Origin of the sequence: Rhizobium sp. BK112 (assembly GCF_014193215.1) — a bacterium.
Lineage (GTDB): Bacteria > Pseudomonadota > Alphaproteobacteria > Rhizobiales > Rhizobiaceae > Rhizobium > Rhizobium anhuiense.
In genome coordinates this window covers 58,852-80,129 of sequence record NZ_JACHYZ010000001.1, presented here as the reverse complement: position 1 = coordinate 80,129, position 21,278 = coordinate 58,852, and the positions used below count along the sequence as shown (strand labels likewise).

16 protein-coding genes and 1 pseudogene are annotated in these 21,278 nt (G+C 62.4%); 5 read left to right on the top strand and 12 right to left on the bottom strand.

The genetic code is table 11. The annotated features are described in order from the left end of the window. Positions 1-35: 35 nt before the first annotated feature. The gene (locus FHT75_RS00335; RefSeq protein WP_047618643.1) at positions 36-1,334 is read right to left on the bottom strand and encodes an adenylosuccinate synthase; all 1,299 of its coding nucleotides are present in this window, start codon (positions 1,332-1,334) and stop codon (positions 36-38) included. Between the two features lie 191 nt (positions 1,335-1,525). Between FHT75_RS00335 and FHT75_RS00330 the strand changes: the two genes are divergently transcribed. Next, complete coding sequence (locus tag FHT75_RS00330; protein ID WP_063474385.1) at positions 1,526-2,443, top strand: DMT family transporter; 918 nt, start codon at positions 1,526-1,528, stop codon at positions 2,441-2,443. A gap of 3 nt (positions 2,444-2,446) precedes the next feature. Here FHT75_RS00330 and FHT75_RS00325 read toward each other — a convergent pair whose 3' ends face one another. The 7 genes and pseudogenes from FHT75_RS00325 to FHT75_RS00295 all read right to left on the bottom strand — a co-directional run bounded on the left by FHT75_RS00325 (position 2,447) and on the right by FHT75_RS00295 (position 13,808). After that, entirely contained in the window at positions 2,447-3,295 is an 849-nt protein-coding gene (locus FHT75_RS00325) for a GNAT family N-acetyltransferase (RefSeq protein WP_063474384.1), read from the bottom strand. Between the two features lie 344 nt (positions 3,296-3,639). After that, positions 3,640-5,456 (bottom strand): annotated as a pseudogene (locus tag FHT75_RS00320) (putative bifunctional diguanylate cyclase/phosphodiesterase). A 130-nt stretch (positions 5,457-5,586) separates the two neighbouring features. After that, entirely contained in the window at positions 5,587-7,371 is a 1,785-nt protein-coding gene (locus FHT75_RS00315) for an IlvD/Edd family dehydratase (protein WP_047618635.1), read from the bottom strand. Continuing rightward, positions 7,368-8,279 carry an NAD(P)-dependent oxidoreductase gene (locus FHT75_RS00310; RefSeq protein ID WP_063474382.1) on the bottom strand — a complete coding sequence of 304 codons (912 nt, stop codon included), beginning with the start codon at positions 8,277-8,279 and terminating at the stop codon, positions 7,368-7,370. Before FHT75_RS00310 ends, FHT75_RS00315 begins: the two co-directional genes overlap by 4 nt. Before the next feature lie 160 nt (positions 8,280-8,439). Then, positions 8,440-11,640, bottom strand: coding sequence for an efflux RND transporter permease subunit (locus FHT75_RS00305; protein ID WP_063474381.1), 3,201 nt, complete (start codon positions 11,638-11,640; stop codon positions 8,440-8,442). Between the two features lie 118 nt (positions 11,641-11,758). Then, positions 11,759-12,949 carry an efflux RND transporter periplasmic adaptor subunit gene (locus tag FHT75_RS00300; RefSeq protein WP_047618627.1) on the bottom strand — a complete coding sequence of 397 codons (1,191 nt, stop codon included), beginning with the start codon at positions 12,947-12,949 and terminating at the stop codon, positions 11,759-11,761. Positions 12,950-12,995: 46 nt separating this feature from the next. After that, positions 12,996-13,808: an alpha/beta hydrolase fold domain-containing protein gene (locus FHT75_RS00295; protein WP_063474684.1), complete on the bottom strand. Its 813-nt coding sequence runs from the start codon at positions 13,806-13,808 to the stop codon at positions 12,996-12,998. Between the two features lie 163 nt (positions 13,809-13,971). Here FHT75_RS00295 and FHT75_RS00290 point away from each other — a divergent pair, with 163 nt between their 5' ends. After that, positions 13,972-14,883 carry a LysR family transcriptional regulator gene (locus FHT75_RS00290; RefSeq protein WP_047618625.1) on the top strand — a complete coding sequence of 304 codons (912 nt, stop codon included), beginning with the start codon at positions 13,972-13,974 and terminating at the stop codon, positions 14,881-14,883. 255 nt (positions 14,884-15,138) lie between these two features. On the opposite strand, the gene FHT75_RS00285 is transcribed toward FHT75_RS00290, so the two are convergent. Continuing rightward, positions 15,139-15,882 carry an SDR family oxidoreductase gene (locus FHT75_RS00285; protein ID WP_047618623.1) on the bottom strand — a complete coding sequence of 248 codons (744 nt, stop codon included), beginning with the start codon at positions 15,880-15,882 and terminating at the stop codon, positions 15,139-15,141. Between the two features lie 119 nt (positions 15,883-16,001). On the opposite strand from FHT75_RS00285, the gene FHT75_RS00280 reads away from it, so the two are divergent. From FHT75_RS00280 to FHT75_RS00270, 3 genes are read left to right on the top strand one after another with little or no spacing between them, the layout of a single operon-like run. Further along, positions 16,002-16,910 (top strand): LysR family transcriptional regulator, encoded by a 909-nt coding sequence (locus tag FHT75_RS00280; protein ID WP_047618621.1) that lies wholly within the window; start codon positions 16,002-16,004, stop codon positions 16,908-16,910. A gap of 39 nt (positions 16,911-16,949) precedes the next feature. Further along, positions 16,950-17,264 (top strand): hypothetical protein, encoded by a 315-nt coding sequence (locus FHT75_RS00275; RefSeq protein WP_063474380.1) that lies wholly within the window; start codon positions 16,950-16,952, stop codon positions 17,262-17,264. Positions 17,265-17,294: 30 nt separating this feature from the next. Then, positions 17,295-17,912: a DNA-3-methyladenine glycosylase gene (locus FHT75_RS00270; RefSeq protein WP_097631166.1), complete on the top strand. Its 618-nt coding sequence runs from the start codon at positions 17,295-17,297 to the stop codon at positions 17,910-17,912. On the opposite strand, the gene FHT75_RS00265 is transcribed toward FHT75_RS00270, so the two are convergent. From FHT75_RS00265 to FHT75_RS00255, 3 genes are read right to left on the bottom strand one after another with little or no spacing between them, the layout of a single operon-like run. Next, a complete protein-coding gene (locus tag FHT75_RS00265; RefSeq protein WP_047618614.1) occupies positions 17,913-19,454 on the bottom strand; it encodes a DHA2 family efflux MFS transporter permease subunit in 1,542 nt (513 codons plus the stop codon). Then, a complete protein-coding gene (locus FHT75_RS00260; RefSeq protein WP_063474378.1) occupies positions 19,447-20,670 on the bottom strand; it encodes an HlyD family secretion protein in 1,224 nt (407 codons plus the stop codon). Before FHT75_RS00260 ends, FHT75_RS00265 begins: the two co-directional genes overlap by 8 nt. Further along, positions 20,663-21,127 (bottom strand): MarR family winged helix-turn-helix transcriptional regulator, encoded by a 465-nt coding sequence (locus FHT75_RS00255; RefSeq protein WP_063474377.1) that lies wholly within the window; start codon positions 21,125-21,127, stop codon positions 20,663-20,665. The genes FHT75_RS00260 and FHT75_RS00255 overlap by 8 nt, the downstream gene beginning before the upstream one ends. Positions 21,128-21,278: the final 151 nt, after the last annotated feature.

Genomic DNA, 21,278 nt, shown 5'->3' with positions numbered 1-21,278 from the left:
CCCTACCGAACCATCCTCCACAGTGACCCGTGAGCTTAATCCTCAAACGGATCGGTCACAAGTATCGTGTCATCCCGCTCCGGGCTGGTGGAAAGGAGCGCGACAGGCGCCCCGATCAGCTCTTCGACCTGGCGAACATACTTGATCGCCTGTGCCGGCAGGTCCGCCCAACTGCGGGCGCCGACGGTCGATTCCTTCCACCCTTCCAGCGTGATGTAGATCGGTTCGACCCTAGCTTGCGCTCCCTGGCTTGCGGGAAGATGATCAATCTGTTCGCCGTCGAGCATATAGCCGACGCAGATCTTCAATTCCTCGAGGCCATCGAGCACGTCGAGCTTGGTGAGCGCGATGCCGGTGATGCCGTTGGTGGCGATCGATTGGCGCACCAGCGCGGCGTCGAACCAGCCACAGCGCCGCTTGCGTCCGGTCACCACGCCGAACTCATGACCTTTTTCGCCCAGGAACTCGCCGATCGCGTCCTTCAGCTCGGTCGGGAACGGGCCTTCGCCGACGCGTGTCGTATAGGCCTTGGTGATGCCGAGGATATAGCCGAGCGAGCCGGGACCCATGCCGGAACCGGCCGCGGCCTGACCGGCCACGGTGTTCGACGACGTCACGAAGGGATAGGTGCCGTGGTCGATATCGAGCAGGCTGCCCTGTGCACCTTCGAAGAGGATGCGGGAGCCCTTGCGGCGCTCCTTGTCGAGGAAGAGCCAGACGGTGTCACGGAACGGCAGCACCCGATCGGCGATCGAAGTCAGCTCTTCCATGATCGCTTCATGGCTGACTTCGGCGACGCCGAGGCCGCGGCGAAGCGCATTGTGGTGCGTCAGAATACGGTCGACCTTGCCGGAAAGGCTTTCGAGATCTGCAAGATCCATGACGCGGATGGCGCGGCGGCCGACCTTGTCTTCATAGGCCGGACCGATGCCGCGGCGTGTCGTGCCGATCTTGGTGCCGCTGTTCGACGCAGCATCCTCGCGCATCGCGTCGAGCTCGCGGTGCAGGGAAAGAATGAGTGTCGCATTGTCTGCGATGCGCAGGTTGTCAGGCGTAACCGTCACGCCCTGCGCCTCCAGCCGGCCGATCTCGGCGATCAGCGCATGCGGATCGACGACGACGCCGTTGCCGATTACCGCCATCTTGCCCGGGCGCACGACGCCGGACGGCAAGAGCGAAAGCTTATAGCTCGTGCCGTCGATGACGAGCGTATGGCCGGCATTGTGTCCGCCCTGATAGCGCACAACGATATCCGCACGCTCCGAAAGCCAGTCGACAATCTTGCCCTTGCCTTCGTCACCCCATTGCGAACCGACCACGACTACGTTCGTCATCCAACTCTTCCTGTTACCGGCGCTGAACCGCGCACCTGCTCAAACCCGCGCATCTATAAAGCTTTGTTTTTTGGAAAGCGACCCTGTTGTCACAGTAGATTGGGCTTTTTACGTGACAAATCAGCAGCCGGCAGGCTATTGCCCGTCACAAAACGCCGGACGACGACCGCAGAAAGACGGGAAGAACGCTCTTGCAAGCCACGGCCTATATCTGCCTCGTTATCGCCACCCTCTGCTGGGGCGGCAATTCCGTCGCCGGCAAACTCGCGCTCGGGCATGTCAGCCCGATGATGCTGACCTTCCTGCGCTGGTTCCTCGCCGTGGCGGTGATCGTCGCCATTTCGGTGCCGCAACTGCGCAAGGACTGGCCGGTGGTCAGGAAGAACCTACCGCTGCTGCTGTTCTACGGCGTCATCGGCTACACGCTTTTCAACGCGATGCTTTATTCGGCCGTGCAATATACGACGGCGATCAACGTCGCCATCGAGCAGGCCGGCATCCCGATGCTGATCTTCCTGCTGAATTTCATGTTCTTCCGCACCGGCATCTCGCTGGCGCAATGTCTCGGCTTCGGCATGACGCTGATCGGCGTTGCTCTGACCGCCGCCCATGGCGACCTCACAACGCTGCTGCAATTGAGCCTTAACCGCGGCGACGGACTGATGCTGATCGCCATTGCCGCCTATTCGGTCTACACGATCTTCCTGCGCTGGAAGCCGCCACTCGACTGGCGAACGCTGATGGCGGTCCCGGCGCTTGGCGCCATGCTGACCTCGCTGCCGCTGCTCATCTGGGAGGCCGAACGCGGCGCCGCACAGTGGCCGGACCAGGCCGGTTGGGTCATCACGCTCTATACGGCGATCTTCCCCTCGCTGGTGGCGCAGATCCTCTATATCAAGGGTGTCGTAGCCATCGGCGCCAACCGGGCCGGGCTGTTCATCAATCTCGTGCCGGTATTCGGGACGCTGCTCTCCGTAGCTCTGATCGGCGAGACGCTGCAGTCCTTCCATGTCATCGCGCTGGTACTGACTTTGGGCGGCATCGCAATCGCCGAAAAGGGCCGGCCGAAAGCCTCGGCTCCGACCGTAACCGCCTCACCTCTGGATTAGGCCCTAACCAAGCTCCAGCGTCGTCACACCGAAGACGTGTTTCAGCGGGATGGCCGGCGCCGGCCCGCGATACATGCGCGTCGTCTCGAACACCGGTTGAAGGCCGAGGCCTTCGGCAAGCGCGACCGCCTCGTGGTTCTCCGCCGGAATGTCGATGAAGATCGCAGCCCCCTTCGCCTCGGGGATCAATTCGGCAAGCAGCGCCGCGGCGCTGTCGGCATCGTTGGCAAAGAGCGGGCCGATCTTGTAGCCCTCGTAGCAGCGGCGGATCGTGCCGTAACCGCGGATCTTGCCGCTCTTACGCACCACCGCCGAGCGACGGCCCTTGCGGCCGGTGCACCAGGCGGCAAGAAAGGCATCGCGCGGCTGCGGAAAGATCGCCGAATCATACCGCTGCAGGCCTTCGAGACGCGAATCGAGCACCGGCTGCGCGACCAGCGTCGAAACCGGCAAGGAGGTGGCGACACCGCCGTAGCGAATGGTGGAAGAGGCAGGCTCGAAGCCCGCCTTGCGGTAATTGTCCTGTTGTGCGGCAACGCCGTCGAGACCGATCGTCCGGTCTCCCGCGCTGGCGATGCCGGCCTCCCAGATCGCCTTGCCGTAACCCTTGCCGCGGAAATCGGGATGGACGATGTAGAGGCCCAGGAAGGCAAAACTCTCGCCATACTTGACGACCGAGATCGATCCGACGGGGACTTCACCGATGGAGCCGACGAAAAATCCCGACGGATCGGCCTCGAGAAATGCAAGCGAATCATCGAGGCCCGGGTTCCAGCCCTCCTGACGCGCCCATTCGAGTACGAGTTCCAGTTCGCCGGGCCGCATCGAACGAACGGCAAATTCCGAATTCATGCGACCTTCCCAGATTGAATGTCCCGCAAGTCCATCCCAGCAACGGCAAAGCAATTGTCAGGCCCCAAGCGCCCCGATTGCATCTGTCAATGATGGAGAACCGCGCTCATGGTGTTGACGACGCGTATAATCATTTTTCGATGCAATGCAGAAAGCTTCGTTTCCGCCTTACCATGAAACAATGCGGTTGCAAGCTCAAGCAAATTACTTGTGTCCCATTTATCTTCCTGCCGCGGCAAATAAAGTGCCGCGCCGACAGGATATCGCCTGCCTGATCCGAAAGGCGAGGAGAGCATTCCGGCCGAAATCATTTTCGCCAGCCGGCAAAAAGGATCACCGGCCGTTCAACCGCCCGTCGCGGTCTTCTGCTTTTCGATGCCGCTCGCCGTCGATGCGAAAAGACGGTCGGTCTCTGCGGCCGGGGCGGGATAACCGAAGGCATAACCCTGCAGGCCGTCGCAGCCGAGCTGCGCCAGCACGACGGCATGCGCCTCGGTCTCGATGCCCTCGGCGATCACCTCGACATCGAGCGCCTTGGCGATTTCCACGATCGACCCCACCACCCGCCGCTGCTCGGCGGAGCTGACGACCTCGGTGACGAGCTGCCGGTCGATCTTCAGCCGCTTCGGCCGCAGCTTGACGAGACCGATGAGCGAGGCATGGCCCGATCCGAAATCATCGATCTCGATGTCGATGCCCATCTGTTTGATATCGCCGATATGCTCGAGCAGTTTTTCGTCGCTGTCGTCGAGAAAAATCGTTTCGACCAGTTCGAAAACGATCACACCGGGCGGGATGTCGAGTTTCCTCAGCTTGTTGAGCAATGCCGGATCGGCAAGGCGCGACGCCGAGATATTGACGGCGATGCGCGGAACCGCAAAGCCGCGCAACAGCCAGAACAGCCGGTCTTGGAGAACGTTTTTGAGGATCGCCGCGTCGATCTCCGCCGCAAGTCCGTGCTCATCGGCAATCTTCAGGAATATCCCCGGGGCGAGCACACCCTTTTCCGGATGTTTCCACCGCGCCAGCGCCTCGAAGCCGATGACCTCCCGTGTCCTAGCGTCGAGCTGCACCTGATAATAGGGAACGATCTCTCCGCGCTCCAGCCCGAGCTTCAGCTCTTCGGCTAGCCGGCGCTTGGCCCGCAGATCCTCCTGCAGTTGCCGCGTGAAGAATTCGACGCGATTGCGCCCGAGCTTCTTGGCCTGGTAGAGCGCCAGGTCGGATTCGGCCAGCAGGTTGCGCGCTCGCCGATCGCCGCTCCAGGATACGCCGATCGAGGCGCCGGATTGCAGCATCTCCTGACCGAAGCGGATCTTCTTGCGCAATCGGCGCTGGAGGTCCTCGGTGATCAGCTTCAGTTCCGTGAGATCGGTGAAATTCACCAGCACGATGACGAATTCATCGCCGCCGACGCGGGCGACCATGCCATTCGCGGGAATGGCAGCGGTAATGCGAAGAGCTGCCGCCCTGAGCACGGCGTCTCCGGCCGCATGACCGTGGCTGTCGTTGATCTGCTTGAATTGGTCGAGGTCGAGATGCAGGACCGCGAGCGTCGTGATGCTCTTGTCGGCCGGCAGCTCCGCGAGCCGCTTGTCGAGAAGGCGCCGGTTCGACAAGCCGGTGAGATAATCGTGATCGGCGACATGCTCGATGCGCGCATTGCTTTCCTCGAGCGCCAGCGCTCTCGCCTCGGCCACCAGCTTCTGCCGCGCCAGCTCCGCGTTGAGCTGTACGTCGGCAGTCACATCCCATTCGGCGCCGATGAAGGAAGGCGACCCCTCCGCATCCACGTAGAAATGCGCGCGCGAGCGCAGATGGCGGATTTCGCCGCTCGGCAGCACGATCCGGAATTGCGAATTATAGGCGCCCCGTGTCGCAATCGCGTGGTCGAAGTCGCGTTCGGCCTGCTCGCGATCGTCGGGATGGATGGCATTCGACCAGAGCCATGCCGGCACCTCCCGGAACGACTCGCCGGTCTCGTAGAGCCGGTGCATCTGCGCGTCCCATAAGATCCCGTTCTTCGCGATACTGTGCTCCCAGACACCGATCCGCGATGCATCGAGAGCGAGTTCGAGCCGGCGCAGAAGATCCTGAAACTCTTGTTCGGATCGTGTGGGTTTATTTTCTGGCAACGCGGTCTAGCCTTAGAAGCTTGCATAACTGCAATATGGTCTCAGGCCGGCATTAATGAAGCCTTGTCTTGATGATCGAACTCGTGACTAGGTGAACTGTTCGTTACGACTTTCCCCTTTTGGATCAAGGAACTTGCAGTCTACCGTATCTCGAGATCAATGGTTGTGCCGCGGCGGGTTTTTCGCGATCCGGCGGAATTCCGTCGCCCCCTCCAGCACCGCGCCGTCCGACAATTGCGTGACCGTTCGACGGTAGATCTGCTGCCACGGCGTCGCATCCGCCGGTACCGGCGGAATACCCTCACCCTTGCGCCGTTCGATCTCGGCGTCATCGACCAGCATGTCGCAGCGCCCCTCGTTGAAGTCGATGCGGATGATGTCGCCGCTACGAAGCCAGGCGAGGCCGCCGCCGGCCGCACTTTCCGGCGAGGCGTTGAGGATAGAGGGACTGTCCGCCGTGCCCGATTGGCGACCGTCGCCGATCGTCGGCAGGCTGCGGATACCACGCTTTAGGAGGTGATCCGGTGGCTGCATGTTGACGACCTCAGCCGAACCCGGCCAGCCGATCGGCCCGGCGCCGCGGATGACGAGGATGGTATTCTCGTCGATGCCGAGTTCGGGTTCATTGATGCGCTTGTGATAGTCCTCGGAACCGTCGAAGACCACCGCCCTGCCCTCAAAGACGCCTTCGTGCCCGGGTTCCTGAAGATAGCGCCGGCGGAAATCCTCTGAGACGACGCTCATCTTCATGATGGCGAAATCGAAGAGATTGCCCTTGAGAACGAGGAAGCCCGCCCGCTCCTTCAGCGGCTCGGCGAATGGCTTGATGACTTCGCGGTCGCGCGCTTGCCTGCCCTCCAGGTTCTCGGCCATCGTCCTGCCGGTCACCGTGCGACAGTTACCATCGAGTTTCCCCACTTGCAGCAGTTCCCACATGATCGCCGGCGTGCCGCCGGCGCGATGATAGCGCTCGCCAAGATAGACGCCGGCCGGCTGGACATTGGCCAGCAGCGGGATATCGAAGCCGTGCACCTGCCAGTCGTCCGGATGGAGTTCGACGCCGGCGTGCTTGGCCATCGCAGCCAGATGCGGCTGCGCGTTGGTCGAGCCGCCGATCGCCGAATTGGTGCGGATCGCATTGAGGAAAGCCTCGCGCGTCAGGATGTCCGACGGCTTCAGATCCTCGAACACGATCTCGACGGCGCGCCGCCCGGTGCGGTAGGCCATCTGGCCGCGCTCACGGTAGGCGGCCGGAATGGCGCCGCAGCCTGTCAGCGAAAGACCGAGCGCTTCGGCCAATGCATTCATCGTCGAAGCGGTGCCCATCGTATTGCAATGGCCGACGGAGGGAGCCGAATCGAGTGCGGCCTGCAGGAATTCTTCCCGGTCGATCTCACCTGCCGCATATTTTCGCCGCATCCGCCAGATCACCGTGCCGGAGCCGGCCAGTTCCCCTTCATGCCAGCCGTCGAGCATCGGGCCGCCGGAGAGCACGATCGCCGGAATATCGACCGTCGAAGCCGCCATGATCGCCGAAGGTGTGGTCTTGTCGCAGCCGGTGGTCAGCACAACGCCGTCGAGCGGATAGCCGTAGAGGATCTCGACGAGACCGAGATAGGCGAGGTTGCGGTCGAGTGCGGCCGTCGGGCGCTTGCAATTCTCGAAGATCGGATGCGTCGGAAACTCGATTGGAATGCCACCGGCGTCGCGGATGCCGTCGCGCACGCGTTTGGCAAGTTCGACATGCACCCTGTTGCAAGGCGTGAGATCGCTGCCGCTCTGGGCAATCCCGATGATCGGCTTGCCGGAGCGCAGCTCTTCCGGCGTGATGCCGTAATTCATGAAACGCTCGAGATAGAGCGCCGCCATGTCGATATGATCGGGATTGTCGAACCAATCTTGCGAGCGCAGGCGCCGCTGCGGCGAATGGCTGTCCGTCACTGCTTTCCTCCCGGCCGGCCGTTCTTCTCTTCGAGATGGAGAAGCAGGCCGCTGTGATCCTTTTCGCCATTGCCGTTGGCGACGAATTCGCTGAATTCGGCATGCACCGCCGCCGTCAGCGGCAGCGTCAGCGACAGGGTCTTGGCCGTCGCCATGGCGGCGTTCAGATCCTTCAGCTGGTTGCTGGACGAACCGCCTGGAGTAAACTGCCGCTCGACCATGCGCTTGCCGTGGAGTTCCAGGATGCGGCTCTCGGCAAAGCCGCCGCGAATGGCGTCTCGGAAGGCCGCCGGCGAGCCGCCGCCCGCCTCGATCAGCAACATCGCTTCGGCGACGGCGCCGATCGTCACGGCAACGATCTGCTGGTTGGCGAGCTTGGCGAGTTGGCCCGCCCCGCTCGGACCGACGCGGGTTACCCGCCCCATCGGCGCAAAGACATCCGCAAGTCCGTCGATCACGTCCTTGTCGCCGCCCGCCATGATCGCGAGCGTACCGGCTTCCGCCCCGACGACACCGCCGGATACCGGCGCATCGACATGCTGGATGCCGAGTTCGGCAAGCCTCGCCGAATGATCGCGGGCGAAATGCGGGGCAATCGAACTCATGTCGATGACGGCGGTGCCCGGCGCCATCGCATCGGCCGCGCCCCGGTCGAACAACACGTCCTCCACCGCCCCGGCATTGGTCAGCATGGTGATGACGACGTCGGCGCCGGAAACGGCATCCGCAGGTGTTTTCACGCAAACCGCGCCGTCTTCCGCAAGCGCCTCGGCCTTGCTGGAATCGCGATTCCAGACGATGACGGCAAAGCCTCCGGCAAGCAGCCGGCGAGCCATGGGCGCCCCCATCAGGCCGGTGCCGAGAAAGGCGATCCGCCTGCCGTCATGACCTTTTCTCGAACTCGTCATTCAGTCCTCCCAAACCGTTGTCCACCTTTGATAGTCCCCTCGTTCCGCGATGCAAACCGTTTTGACGGACGTAGCGCATTTTTATCGAACGCCCCAAACGATACGGGCGAGAACCGAAGTTCCCGCCCGATTTACTCGACAAAGGAAGGTTGAATTCCGTTTATTCCGCCGCGAGCCGGATAACCTCCGCCTCTTCTTCCTTGTGTTCGTCCGGCTTGTGCTGGACGAGCGGACGGTTGCCCGTCAGCCGCCGCAGCAGCACGTAGAAAACCGGCGTCATGAAGATGCCGAAGAAGGTCACGCCGATCATACCCGAGAAGACCGCGACCCCCATGGCGGCGCGCATTTCCGAGCCGGCGCCTGTGGAGACGACGAGCGGCACGACGCCCATGATGAAGGCGAGCGAGGTCATCAGGATCGGGCGAAGGCGAAGGCGGCTGGCCTCGATCGCGGCCTCCCGCGGTGTCCTTCCCTCGAACTCCAGTTCGCGGGCGAATTCCACGATGAGGATCGCGTTCTTCGCCGATAGGCCGACAAGGACGACAAGACCGATCTGAGTGAAGATGTTGTTGTCTCCACCCGTGAGCCAGACGCCCGTCAGTGCGGCCAGAACGCCCATCGGCACGATCATGATGATCGCAAGCGGCAGCGTCAGGCTTTCATACTGGGCGGCCAGCACGAGGAAAACGAGCAGCAGAGCCAGGGGGAAGACGACAATGCTCGAATTGCCGGCAAGGATCTGCTGATAGGTCAGATCCGTCCATTCGAAGTCGATGCCCGCCGGCAGGGTCTCGTGAAGGATCTTCTCGATTGCCGCCTGCGCCTGGCCGGACGAGAAGCCCGGTGCCGGACCGCCGTTGATATCGGCAGCGAGGAAGCCGTTGTAGCGGTTCGCACGCTCCGGACCAGTGCTTGGCTCCACCTTCAGCAGCGCCGAAAGCGGGATCATCTCGCCCGATGCCGAACGGACCTTCAACTGCCCGATGTCTTCCGGCTGGGCGCGGAATTTCGCATCGGCCTGCACACGGACGCTGTAAGTGCGGCCGAAGGCGTTGAAATCGTTCACATAAAGCGAACCGAGATAAATCTGCAGCGTCTGGAAGACGTCGGTGACGGAAACCCCGAGCTGCTCGGCCTTGGCGCGGTCGAGATCGGCATAGAGCTGCGGCACGTTGATCTGGAAGCTGGAGAACAGCCCCGCAAGCTCAGGCGTCTGGTAGGCCTTTGCAAGCACTGCCTTCGTGGCCTCGTCGAGCGCCTGGTTGCCGAGGCCGGCACGATCCTCGATCTGCAGCTTGAAGCCGCCTGTCGTGCCGAGACCATTGACCGGCGGCGGCGGGAACATGGCGATGAAGGCATCCTGGATGGCGCCGAATTTCTGGTTCAGCGCCATAGCGATTGCGCCGCCCGAGAGATCCGGCGTCTTGCGCTCTTCGAAGTCCTTCAGCGTCACGAAGACGATGCCGGCATTCGAGGAGTTGGTGAAGCCGTTGATCGACAGCCCCGGGAAGGCGATCGCATTGGCAACGCCCGGCTGCGCCAGCGCGATATCGGTCATGCGCTTGATGACGTCTTCCGTGCGGTCGAGGCTTGCAGCATCCGGCAACTGGGCGAAGCCGATCAGATACTGCTTGTCCTGAGACGGCACGAAGCCGCCGGGGACCGTGCTGAACATGCTGTAGGTCGCACCAACCAGCGCCAGATAGATCACCATGACGATGCTTTTGCGCGACAAGAGCCCACCCACGCCCTTGCCGTAGGCATTCGAACCCGCGCCGAAGACACGGTTGAAGCCGCGGAAGAACCAGCCGAAGATGGCGTCCATGAATCGCGTCAGCCAGTCCTTCGGCTGATCATGGCCCTTCAGGAGAAGAGCAGCCAGCGCCGGAGAGAGCGTCAGCGAGTTGAAGGCCGAGATGACGGTCGAGATTGCGATCGTCAGCGCGAACTGGCGATAGAACTGTCCCGACAGGCCGGAGATGAAGGCGAGCGGGACGAAGACGGCGACGAGGACCAGCGCGATCGCAACGATCGGACCGGAGACTTCCTTCATCGCCTTGTAGGTCGCAGCCCGTGGCGACAGGCCATGTTCGATATTGCGCTCGACGTTTTCCACCACCACGATCGCGTCGTCGACAACGATACCGATCGCAAGCACCAGCCCGAACAGACTGAGCGCGTTGATCGAGAAGCCGAAGACATACATGACCGCGAAGGTACCGATGATCGATACCGGAACCGCGATCAGCGGAATGATCGAGGCGCGCCACGTCTGCAGGAACAGGATGACGACGAGGACGACGAGCGCAATGGCTTCGAGCAGCGTGTCGATGACCTTCTCGATCGAGGCGCGTACGAACTTCGTCGTATCGTAGACGATCTCGTATTTGACGCCCTGGGGCATGGCGAGCTGCAGCTGGTCCATGGTGGCGCGCACATTGTCCGCGATCTCGATCGCGTTCGAACCAGGCGCCTGAAGGACGGCAACGGCAACGGCCGGCTTGCCGTCAAGCAGCGAACGCAACGTATAGTCCGCAGCACCGAGCTCGATGCGGGCGACATCGCGAAGGCGGGTGATCTCGCCATTGGCGCCCGTCTTGACGATGATGCTGCCGAACTCCTCGGGCGTGCGCAGACGGCCCTGGGCATTCACATTCAGCTGCAGGTCCACACCCGGCTGGCTCGGCGAAGCGCCGATGATGCCAGCGGCGGCCTGAACGTTCTGGGAGCTGATGGCGTTGCTGATGTCGCTGGCGGCGAGATCATGCTCGGCCGCCTTCTGCGGATCGATCCAGACCCGCATGGAATAGTCGCCGGCGCCGAAGACCTGCACCTGACCGACGCCTGCGATACGGGCGAGCCGATCCTTGATATTCAGCGTCGCGTAATTGCGAAGATAGGTAATGTCGTGATTGTCGCCGTCAGAGACGAGGTTGACGACCATGATGAAGTCGGGCGAGCTCTTGACCGTGGTGATACCGAGGGCCCGGACTTCCGACGGCAGCCGCGGTTCGGCTTGGCTGACGCGGTTCTGCACGAGCTGCTGCGCCTTGTCCGCGTCGGTGCCGAGCTTGAAGGTGACGGTCACGTTGAGCACACCGTCCGATGTCGCCTGGCTGGACATGTAGAGCATGCCCTCGACGCCGTTGATCTGCTCTTCGAGCGGCGTTGCCACCGTTTCCGCGATGACGGACGGATTGGCGCCGGGGTAGGTGGCGCGCACGACGATCGACGGCGGCACGACCTCCGGATATTCGGAAATCGGCAGCGCGCGCAGGCCGATCAAGCCGGCAACCAGGATGAGGACCGAAAGAACGCCGGCAAAGACCGGGCGGTCGACAAAGAATCTGGAGATGTTCATATCAAAGCCCTCTCCGGGGTGAACATGGATACAACGTCCCTCTCCGGCGGTTTGGGAGCCGCCGGCGGGTCATATCATTTCGGGTGTTGGCCTTCCCCCGGAGGGGAAGGCAAAGTCTTTACTGCGCGGTCGCGACCTTCTCTTCCATCTGAGGTGCGACGACGGCGCCTGGACGGATGCGCTGCAGACCGTTGACGACGATCTTTTCGCCGACGTTCAGGCCGCTTTCGACGACCCGCTGGCCGTCAGCCAGCGTGCCGAGCTGGACCTGCCGATAGGCGACCTTGTTCTCGCCATCGACGACGAAGACGAACTTCTTGTCCTGGTCCGTGCCGACGGCACGGTCGCTGATGACGATCTTGTTCTCGGCCTTCGGCTGGCCCATGCGCACCCGCACGAACTGGCCGGGGATGAGGCGTCCGCCCGGATTGTCGAAGACGGCCCGCACGCCGATCGTGCCGCTTGATGCATCCACCTCGTTGTCGATCAGCTGCAGCTTGCCCTTGATCGGGGTACCGCTGTCGGTCAGCGTGCCGACCTCGACCGGGATCTCTTCGACGGCAGGCAGGGCGCTGTCCGTCTGCGGAAGCTGGGCGAGCGCGCGCGTCACCATCTCTTCGCTGGCATTGAAGCTCGCATAGATCGGATCGACGGAAACGAGCGTCGTCAGCGCCGGCGAGGTCGAACCGGCCGCGACGAGGTTACCGGCGGTCACCTCGATCTTGCCGATGCGGCCGGAAACCGGAGCCCGCACCTCGGTGTAATCGAGATCGAGCTGGGCCGACTGCAGGGCGGCCTGCGCCGAACGCAGCCCCGCCTGAGCCTCGGCCAGTGAACTCTGGCGCTGATCGAGATCGCTCTGGGAGATGGTGCGATTGTCGGAAAGCCTGCGGCCGCGGTCGAGTTCGGTCTGAGCCAGACTGACCTTGGCTTCGGCCGAAGCGACCTGACCTTGCGCCTGCGCCACGCTCGCCTGGTAGGGGGCCGGGTCGATGGTGAAGAGCAGGTCGCCCTGCTTGACCAGCGCCCCTTCACGGAAAGCCACCGACAGGATGGCGCCGGCAACACGGGAACGCACCTGCACCCGGTCGACCGCTTCGAGACGGCCGGAGAAATTCTCCCAGGCCGTCACGTCGCGCGCCGCAACGACGGCAACCGTCACCGGCACAGCGGGAGCCTGCGCGGGGGCGGAAGCGGCCGTGGCGGTCGTGCTCATCGGCAGTTCGAAAAACAATGCGGCCCCGGAAACGGACGCAACAAGGCCTATGCCGGCGCCCAACAGGGCCCAGCGCTTACTTCTGGACGTCATGAGTACTCTCCTTGCGGCCCCAGGCCGCCGAAATATCAGGTCTTCTTCAATGCAATTGCGGTTGGACGCTTACGTCCCGAAGGAAGCTTCCGAAATGGCGGCTGACGTTTTCCTGCCAGTCGGGCGCTCCGTCGGATTTCCCACCATAAATCGAGGGCCAGCCCGTCCCGGCGGGAAGAACATGCTGGCGCACACCGACGCCGGCCTGTTTCAGGCGGGCACCGTAACCAATTGTTTCGTCGTGCAGAGGATCATCCTCCGCGGTGAATATCAGCGCCGGCGCGACGCCGGAAATACGCGAACAGAGGCACGGCGCCGCATAAGGATGGCAACCGCCGCCGCTCAGATAATGGCTCCAGCCTTCCGTCCAGCGCTGGCGCATGCCGATGGCCTCGGCCTTGCGGATCGACGACGTACCCATAAAGGGATCGAGCAGCGGCGAAATCAGCACCTGGCCGTCGAGCGCATCCGGCATCTGGTCGCGCGCCTTCAGCGCCACACCGGCAGCGACATTGCCGCCTGCCTCTTCGCCGGCAACGAAGAGCAGCGACTTGCGGTCGCCAAGACCGGCGCGTTTGTTGGCGAGATAAGTGAAAACCGAGAAAGAGACTTCCAGCGCCTGCGGAAACAGATTGCCGGACAGGCTGCTGTAGTCGGCGGCGACGACGATGGCGCCGGCCTTGGCCAGACTCATCGCCACCGGCCGGTCGACGTTCTTCTCGCTGTCGAGAAAGGCGCCGCCATGCAGGTAAAGCACGATCGGCGGCCCCTTGCCGTAATCGGCGCCCTGGTAGATGCGTGCGGAAACGGGGCCGATGGCCACCTTATCCAGCAACATATCTTTCCATTCCACCGTCATGCTTCCGGTCTCTTTGCGTCGGCCGCAGGCAGACAACAGCTGCCGCTTGCATTTTCCATAAAAAAGATATTGTTATTCCAACCAAGGAATAAGAAGCTATATCGCGATAACACTGTTCCAGATCTCGAACAATGGTGCAACGCAAACTGCGGATTTGAAACCGATGGATCAACTCTCGGCAATGCGCGTCTTCATTCGCGTCGTGGAGACGGGCAATTTCACCCGCGCCGCCGACATGCTCGCCATGCCCAAGGCAACAGTGACCAATCTCATCCAGGGCCTTGAGGCGCATCTGCGCACCAAGCTTTTGAATCGTACGACGCGCCGGGTCATGGTAACCACGGACGGCGCGCTTTATTACGAACGCGCCGCCCAGATTATTTCGGAGTTGGAAGAACTCGACGGCAGCCTCTCCAATTCACAAAGCCTGCCGAGCGGGCGGCTGCGCGTCGAGATGGCTGGTGCTTTCGCCGATTGGATCGTCGTTCCCGCACTCTGCGATTTTTATCAGCGTTATCCCGATATCCGCATCGACCTCGGTGTCGGCGACCGCACGGTCGACTATCTTGCGGAAAATGTCGACTGCGCGCTGCGCGCCGGCACGCCGGCCGACCAGTCATTGATTGCGCGACGCGTCTCCGAAGTCGAGATGATCACCTGTGCTTCGCCGAGCTATATCCAGAAATTCGGCATGCCCGAGCGGCCGGAGGATCTGGAGTCTGACCACTACTCCGTCAACTATTTCCGCGCCCAAAACAACCGAACGCTGCCCTTCGAATTTCGCCGGCGCGAGGAGGTGATCGAGACCAGTCCGCGTTACATCGCCTCGGTCAACGATAGCCGCACCTATCTGACAGCTGCATTGACGGGTCTCGGCATCGCGCAGGTGCCGATCTTCATGGCGCGCGAGCCGATTGCGAAGGGCGAGCTCGTGCGCGTGCTGCCGGATTGGCGCCGCGATGCGCTGCCGCTCTACGTCGTCTATCCCCCGAACCGCCATCTCAGTAACAAGGTGCGCGTCTTCGTCGACTGGCTGGTGAAGCTTCTGGGAGAGGCGAGACTGAACGACGTCTAAGCGCCAATACAAATACGGCCCGGAAGGCAGGGGAAAACCTTCGACGGGCCGCAATTTACAACTTTGAACATCAAGCCTGTCGCACCGCAGATGGGCGCGGCAGGCTCCGGAGGTTCGGAAGAGAGCGGCAGGGAATTCCACTCTCTCGCGATAAAACAGATATACGCACTCTCCGCAGGATTGTAAGGAAAAATTCCGCAATCACGTTCACATAATTGCGATGACGGCGGTCTGGAAGCCGCCGCCGGTCTGTCGTCAGATCATCCCGCCATTGGCGCGCAGCGTCTGGCCGTTGATCCAGCCGCCGTCCGGGCCGGCGAGAAAGGCAACCGCAGATGCAATGTCTTCGGGTGTGCCGAGACGTTCCAGCGGGTTCATCTTCGCCATGCGGGCGATGAGTTCGTCCGACTTGCCGCTGAGGAAAAGATCCGTGGCCACAGGGCCGGGCGCGATGGCGTTGACGGTGATGTTGCGGCCGCGCATCTCCTTGGCCATGATCGCCGTCAGTGTTTCGACGGCGGCCTTGGTGGCGGCGTAGACACCGTAGGTTTCGAGCTTCAGACCGACGACCGAGGTCGAGAAGTTGATGACCCGGCCGCCGTTGCGCAGGCGCTTGGCCGCTTCCCTGAGCGTATTGAAGGTACCCTTGAGATTGACGGCGATCTGGCGGTCGAAATTGGCATCGTCAGCCTCGGCAAGCGACGCGAGCATCATGATGCCGGCATTGTTGACGAGCACGTCGACCCCGCCGAAGGCGGTTTCCGCAGCATCGAACATGCGGCGGACGGCCTGCGCCTCGCTGACATCGGCTTTCGCCGTCAGCGCTTTGCCGCCGGCCTGCTCGATCTCCCGGGCCAGTTCCTCGGCCGGAGCCGCATTGCCGGAATAATTGATGACGACGGTGAAACCGTCCCTGGCGAGGCGTCGAGCGACTGCTGCGCCGATGCCGCGGGAAGCACCGGTGATGAGTGCAACCTTGCCGTTTTCGTTGGAAGCCATTGTCCTTCTCCTTCATCCTGCGCCGCAGCGCGTTTTCGATGAGGACAAGATGCGCCTTTCCCAAAAGCGGATAATCGTGCATTCTTCGCCATAACTATCCGGGAATAACGAACAAATAGATGGACAGATTCGATGCCATGCGCGTGTTTTGCCGTGTCGTGGAACGTCGCAGCTTCACGCTTGCCGCCGAAGACACCGGCCTGCCGCGCTCGACCGTTACCGATGCGGTAAAGCAGCTCGAAGCCCGCCTCGGCGTGCGCCTGCTCCAGCGCACGACACGTCATGTCAGTGCGACGCTCGATGGCGAAGCCTATTACCAGCGCTGCCTGTCGATTCTTGCCGATATCGAGGATGCCGAAGGCGCTTTTGCCGGCGCCAAACCGAAGGGCCTGCTGCGCGTCGATGTGCACGGCACGCTTGCCCGCCATTTCCTGCTGCCGAGCCTGCCGTCCTTTCTCGAGACTTATCCAGAGATCGAATTCTACATGAGCGAGGGCGACCGGCTGGTCGATCTGGTGCGCGAAGGCATCGATTGCGTGCTGCGCGTCGGCACGTTGGGCGATAGCGACATGGTCGCCCGGCGCGTCGCCATGCTGGATGAGATCACGCTCGCCTCTCCCCATTATATCGCCACCCATGGCCTGCCGCAGCACCCGGATCGGCTTGCCGGCCACCGCATGGTCGGCTTCCGGTCCAGCAGCACCGGCAGCCTGTTGCCGCTCGAATTCATCGTCGACGGCACGGTGCGTGAGATCACCATTCCCGCCACCGTCGCCGTCAACGCCGCTGAAAGCTATATTTCAGCGGCGAGGATGGGCCTCGGCATGATCCAGATCCCGCGCTATCACGCCGAAAAGGACCTTGCCGAGGGAGCGCTGATCCACGTGCTCAAGGATTTTCCACTGACCCCGACGCCGGTTTCCCTGCTCTACCCTCGCAACCGCCAGCTTTCACCGCGCGTGCGCGTCTTCATCGACTGGCTGGTGAAGGTCTTCGCTCGACAAAATTCCGAAAACGCGCTTCACTAAAATGCGCCCTGCTAATATGCGCGCCCTCGGAGAACGGCCATGGCACTCTACGATATCACCGTCTACCAGACGGAAGACGGTTTCGTCGTCGAATTCGGCGGCGAAGGCGAAGACAGCATTGCCGTGACGCTGCGGAGCACGCCTGAGCTGACCTCGGAAAACGCCGCCATGCGCGCCAAGACCCTGCTCGCAGCAGCCATCGAACCGGCCCATAGCGACGGCGCGCGCAGCAAGGATCCCGCCTTGCTCGAAGAAGAGCTGGAGGAGGGTCTGGAAGATTCCTTCCCGGCGAGTGACCCGGTCTCGGTCACATCGTCGTCGATCCCGATGCGCGATCCGAATGCCGGCCACTGATGCCTTTTGGGATGACGGCAGCCACACTGGATGTTATCTGCGTCTGATATGACCGATGGTGGAACGATATCAGGCGCGATCGGCGCCGGCACGCTCGCCGGCGAAAGCCTCAGGGCATTTTTCGAGCGCGATGCGATCGCCGTCTCCCGCGACCTGCTCGGCTGCCATCTGACCGTGAATGGCGTCGGCGGACGCATCACCGAGACCGAAGCCTATTTCCCCGATGACGAGGCCTCGCACAGCTTCCGCGGCCCGACCAAGCGCAACGGCGCCATGTACGGCAAGTCGGGCAATGTCTATATCTACCGCATCTACGGCATGTACTGGTGCCTGAACTTCGTCTGCCATCCGGGCTCGGCAGCCCTCATCCGCGCCCTGGAGCCGGAAACCGGAATCCCCGTGATGATGGAGCGACGCGGCACCGATGCGCTGACGTCGCTCTGCAGCGGCCCCGGCAAGCTCTGTCAGGCGCTCGGCATCGATATCGAGATCAATGACAGACTGCTCGACCGCCCGCCCTACACACTCACGCCCTCCGCGCCGGTGCCCATAGTCTCGGGAAAACGCATCGGCATTACGAAGAATGCCGAAGTTCCGTGGCGCTTCGGCATTCAGGGATCGCGTTATCTCAGCAAGCCGTTTCGCTGACTATTCCATGACTGCGCTGTGGTCGACGGCGGGCGCCGCCTTCGGCTTGCGTAGCAAGAGCACCAGCGGGATGACCGCAAGCGACATCAGCATCAGTAGCTTGAAATCGTCCATATAGGCGATGATCGTCGACTGCAGCGTGATGATCTCGTTGAGCGAAGCACGCCCCGCCGCCGTTACCGGGCTGAGGCCCTGCGCCGCCACAGCGTTGAAGGCATGGTTGAACGGCGTCACATAGGCCGCGATCGATTCATGGTTGCTCTGCGTGTTCTCGACGATCAGGGCCGAGACGATCGAGATGCCGACCGCCGAACCAATGTTGCGCGACAGGTTGTAGAGGCCGGTGCCGTCGCCGCGCATATGGGCCGGCAGCGTCGCGAAAGCGATGGTCGTCAGCGGCACGAAGAGAAAGCCCAGGCCGGCGCCCTGGATGAAGCCGACCGAGACGATCGTCCATTGCGAAACATCGGGCGTCCAGCCGGTCATGTCGTACATCGCCCAGGCGGTTAGGCCGAGACCGAGCACCAGCAGCAAGCGCGTATCGACCTTGCCGATCAGCCGCCCGACAATGAACATGCACAGCATGGTGCCGAGCCCGCGCGGCCCCATGACGATGCCGGCGGTGATGACGGGATAACCCATCAGCGTCTGCAGATAGGGGGTCATCAGCGCCAGCGATGCGAGGTAGGTGACGCCAACCACGAAGATGAAGATCATGCTGACCGTGAAGTTCTGGTCGAGAAACAGCTTCGGATTGACGAAGGATTTTTCTGCGGTCAGCGTGTGCACCAGAAGCAGATAGAATGCGGCGGCGCAGACGATCGCTTCGAGCATGATCTCGCCCGAGGAGAACCAGTCGAGCTGCTCGCCGCGGTCGAGGAAGAGCTGCAGCGCGGCGATGAACAGGCTCATCATCCCGAAGCCGAACCAATCGAGTTTGGCGAGCGCATCCCTCTTCGTTTCCGAAACGAAGATGACGATACCGGCGAAAGCAAGCGCGCCGATCGGCACGTTGATGTAGAACACCCAGCGCCAGCTGATATTGTCGGTCAGCCAGCCGCCGATGACTGGGCCGAGGACCGGTCCGACCATGACCGAGACGCCGAAAAGCGCCATGGCCGAGCCGCGCTCCTCCACGGTATAGATATCGAGAAGGATGCCCTGGGAAAGCGGCACCAGCGATGCGCCGAACAGGCCCTGCAGCAGGCGGAAGGCAACGATCTGGTTCAGCGATTGCGCCAGGCCGCAGAGCACCGAAGCAACCACGAAGCCGGCGATGGCGACGAGCAGCACGCGCTTGCGGCCGAACTTGGCGGCGAGAAAGCCCGATGGCGGCGTCATGATCGCCGCCGCGACGATATAGGAGGTCAAGACCCAGTTGATCTGGTCGGCGGAGGCCGACACGCTGCCCTGGATATAGGGCAGCGCCACGTTGGCGATCGTCGTGTCCAGCGCCTGCATGATGACGGCGAGAATGACGCAGGCCGTGATCGCACCGCGATTGGCAACCGGCGTCGCCGCAGATGCAGAAGCGCTACTCATGATCCCCGCCCTGAGGCCGGCCCAGAAGCTTGTTGACGAAATCAGGCAGGCCGCGGACATGGCCGGTCTCGACATCGACCACCGTGCTCATGCCGACGCGGAGCGGCGGCTTGCCTTCGGTTTCCTGGATGCTGACGCGCATCGGAATGCGCTGCACGACCTTCACCCAGTTGCCCGTGGTATTCTGCGCCGGCAGCAGCGAAAAGCTGGAGCCGGAGGCCGGGCTGATGCTCTCGACCTTGCCCTTCCATCTCACGCCGGGATAGGTGTCGACATAGATCTCGGCCGTCTGGCCGGGCTTGACGTAAGTGAGCTCGGTTTCCTTCGGGCTGGCGGCGATCCAAAGGTGATCGGTGGCAACAAGCGAGAAGGCCTGCTGCGACGCCTGCAGATAGGAGCCGACCTGCAGCGCGTTGACATTGGTGACGATGCCGTCGAACGGCGCCTTGACGACGCTGTGGTCGAGTTCGCGCTGGGCGTTGTCGACATTCGACTTGGCTTGCAGGTAGAGCGGATTCTCCTCGATCGGCTGATCGGCGGAGCCGCCGAGCTGGGCGAGCGTCGTTGCGGCTTCCGCCTTGGCGACGGTAACCTTCTGCTCAGCGGCTTCCAGATTATGCTTGGCTTCGTCATAGGCCGACTGCGTCGCGCTGCCGTTGTTGACGAGGTTTTGCTGCCGATCGAACTGATCCCGATAATAGGGCAGATCGGCTTGCGCCTGCGTGATCTCGGCAAGCGACTGCTGATAGCTGGCCTTGAGATTCATGATCTGGTTGCGCTGCGCGCCGAGCTGCGCCTTGGCGCCATCGAGCGCAATCTTGAAAGCATCCGGCCGCAGGCTGAAGAGCACCTGCCCTGCCTTGACCGCCTCGTTCTCATGCACGTCGATCTGCTCGACGATGCCCGAGACATCGGTGGTGAGCCCGACCATGTCGGCCTGAATATAGGCGTTGTCGGTCGACATCACCTGGCCGCCATTGACGTAATAATAACCGCCGACGACGAGCGCCACCGGCAGCAGGGCGAACAGGATCGGCCGCGTGAGACTGCGCCGGCGGCGGACCTTGTTGCCGCCAGGCGCAGCCACGGCGGCAGCCGGCGCTGAATTGGATGAAGGCGCTTCGGCTACCGTTTCCTGCTGTTTCGCTTCCGTTTCTTCGACAGGAGTCTTGGCATGGGCGTCGGCAACGACGCGGAGGGGGGATTGATCAGCCATCGTTCGTCTCGTTCTCGTCAACCGGGCTCCGGCATGCCTGAACCAGGTTCGTCTTCATTACGGATAGAATGTGGAAAAGCTGCTCGCGCTGCTCGACGGAGACGCCGTCCAACGCTTCTGCGCGGGTGGTGTCGCCGAGCTCGCGCATTTCGGCGAGCAGCGGGTGCGCCTCGTCGCGCATGTAGAGCAGCCAGATGCGCCGGTCGGTCGGGTGCTGGCGGCGCTCGATCAGCCCGCGTTCGGCGAGCTTGTCGAGAATGCGCACCAGTGTGATCGGCTCGACTTCGAGGATTTCGGCAAGGCCGCCTTGATGGATGCCTTCATTGTTCGAGAGATAGGCAAGCGTCTGCCATTGCGACCGGGTCAGCCCGAGACACTTCGCGCGCTGCTCGAACCGCTTGCGCAGCAGCCGTGCGACGTCGTGGAGAAGGAAGCCAAGGGTCGGAGTGGCGCTCATGAAAACCTGCGATCATTATTTATAAGCATACTTATGATATCGGTACATATATTGAGCATGTACGCCACACAAGAGCTGGGATGCCAGATTCGGAAGCAGCGGCGAAAATGCCGCAGGCCGGCTCAGGCTTGTCCTGCAGTTCTTCCTTTCG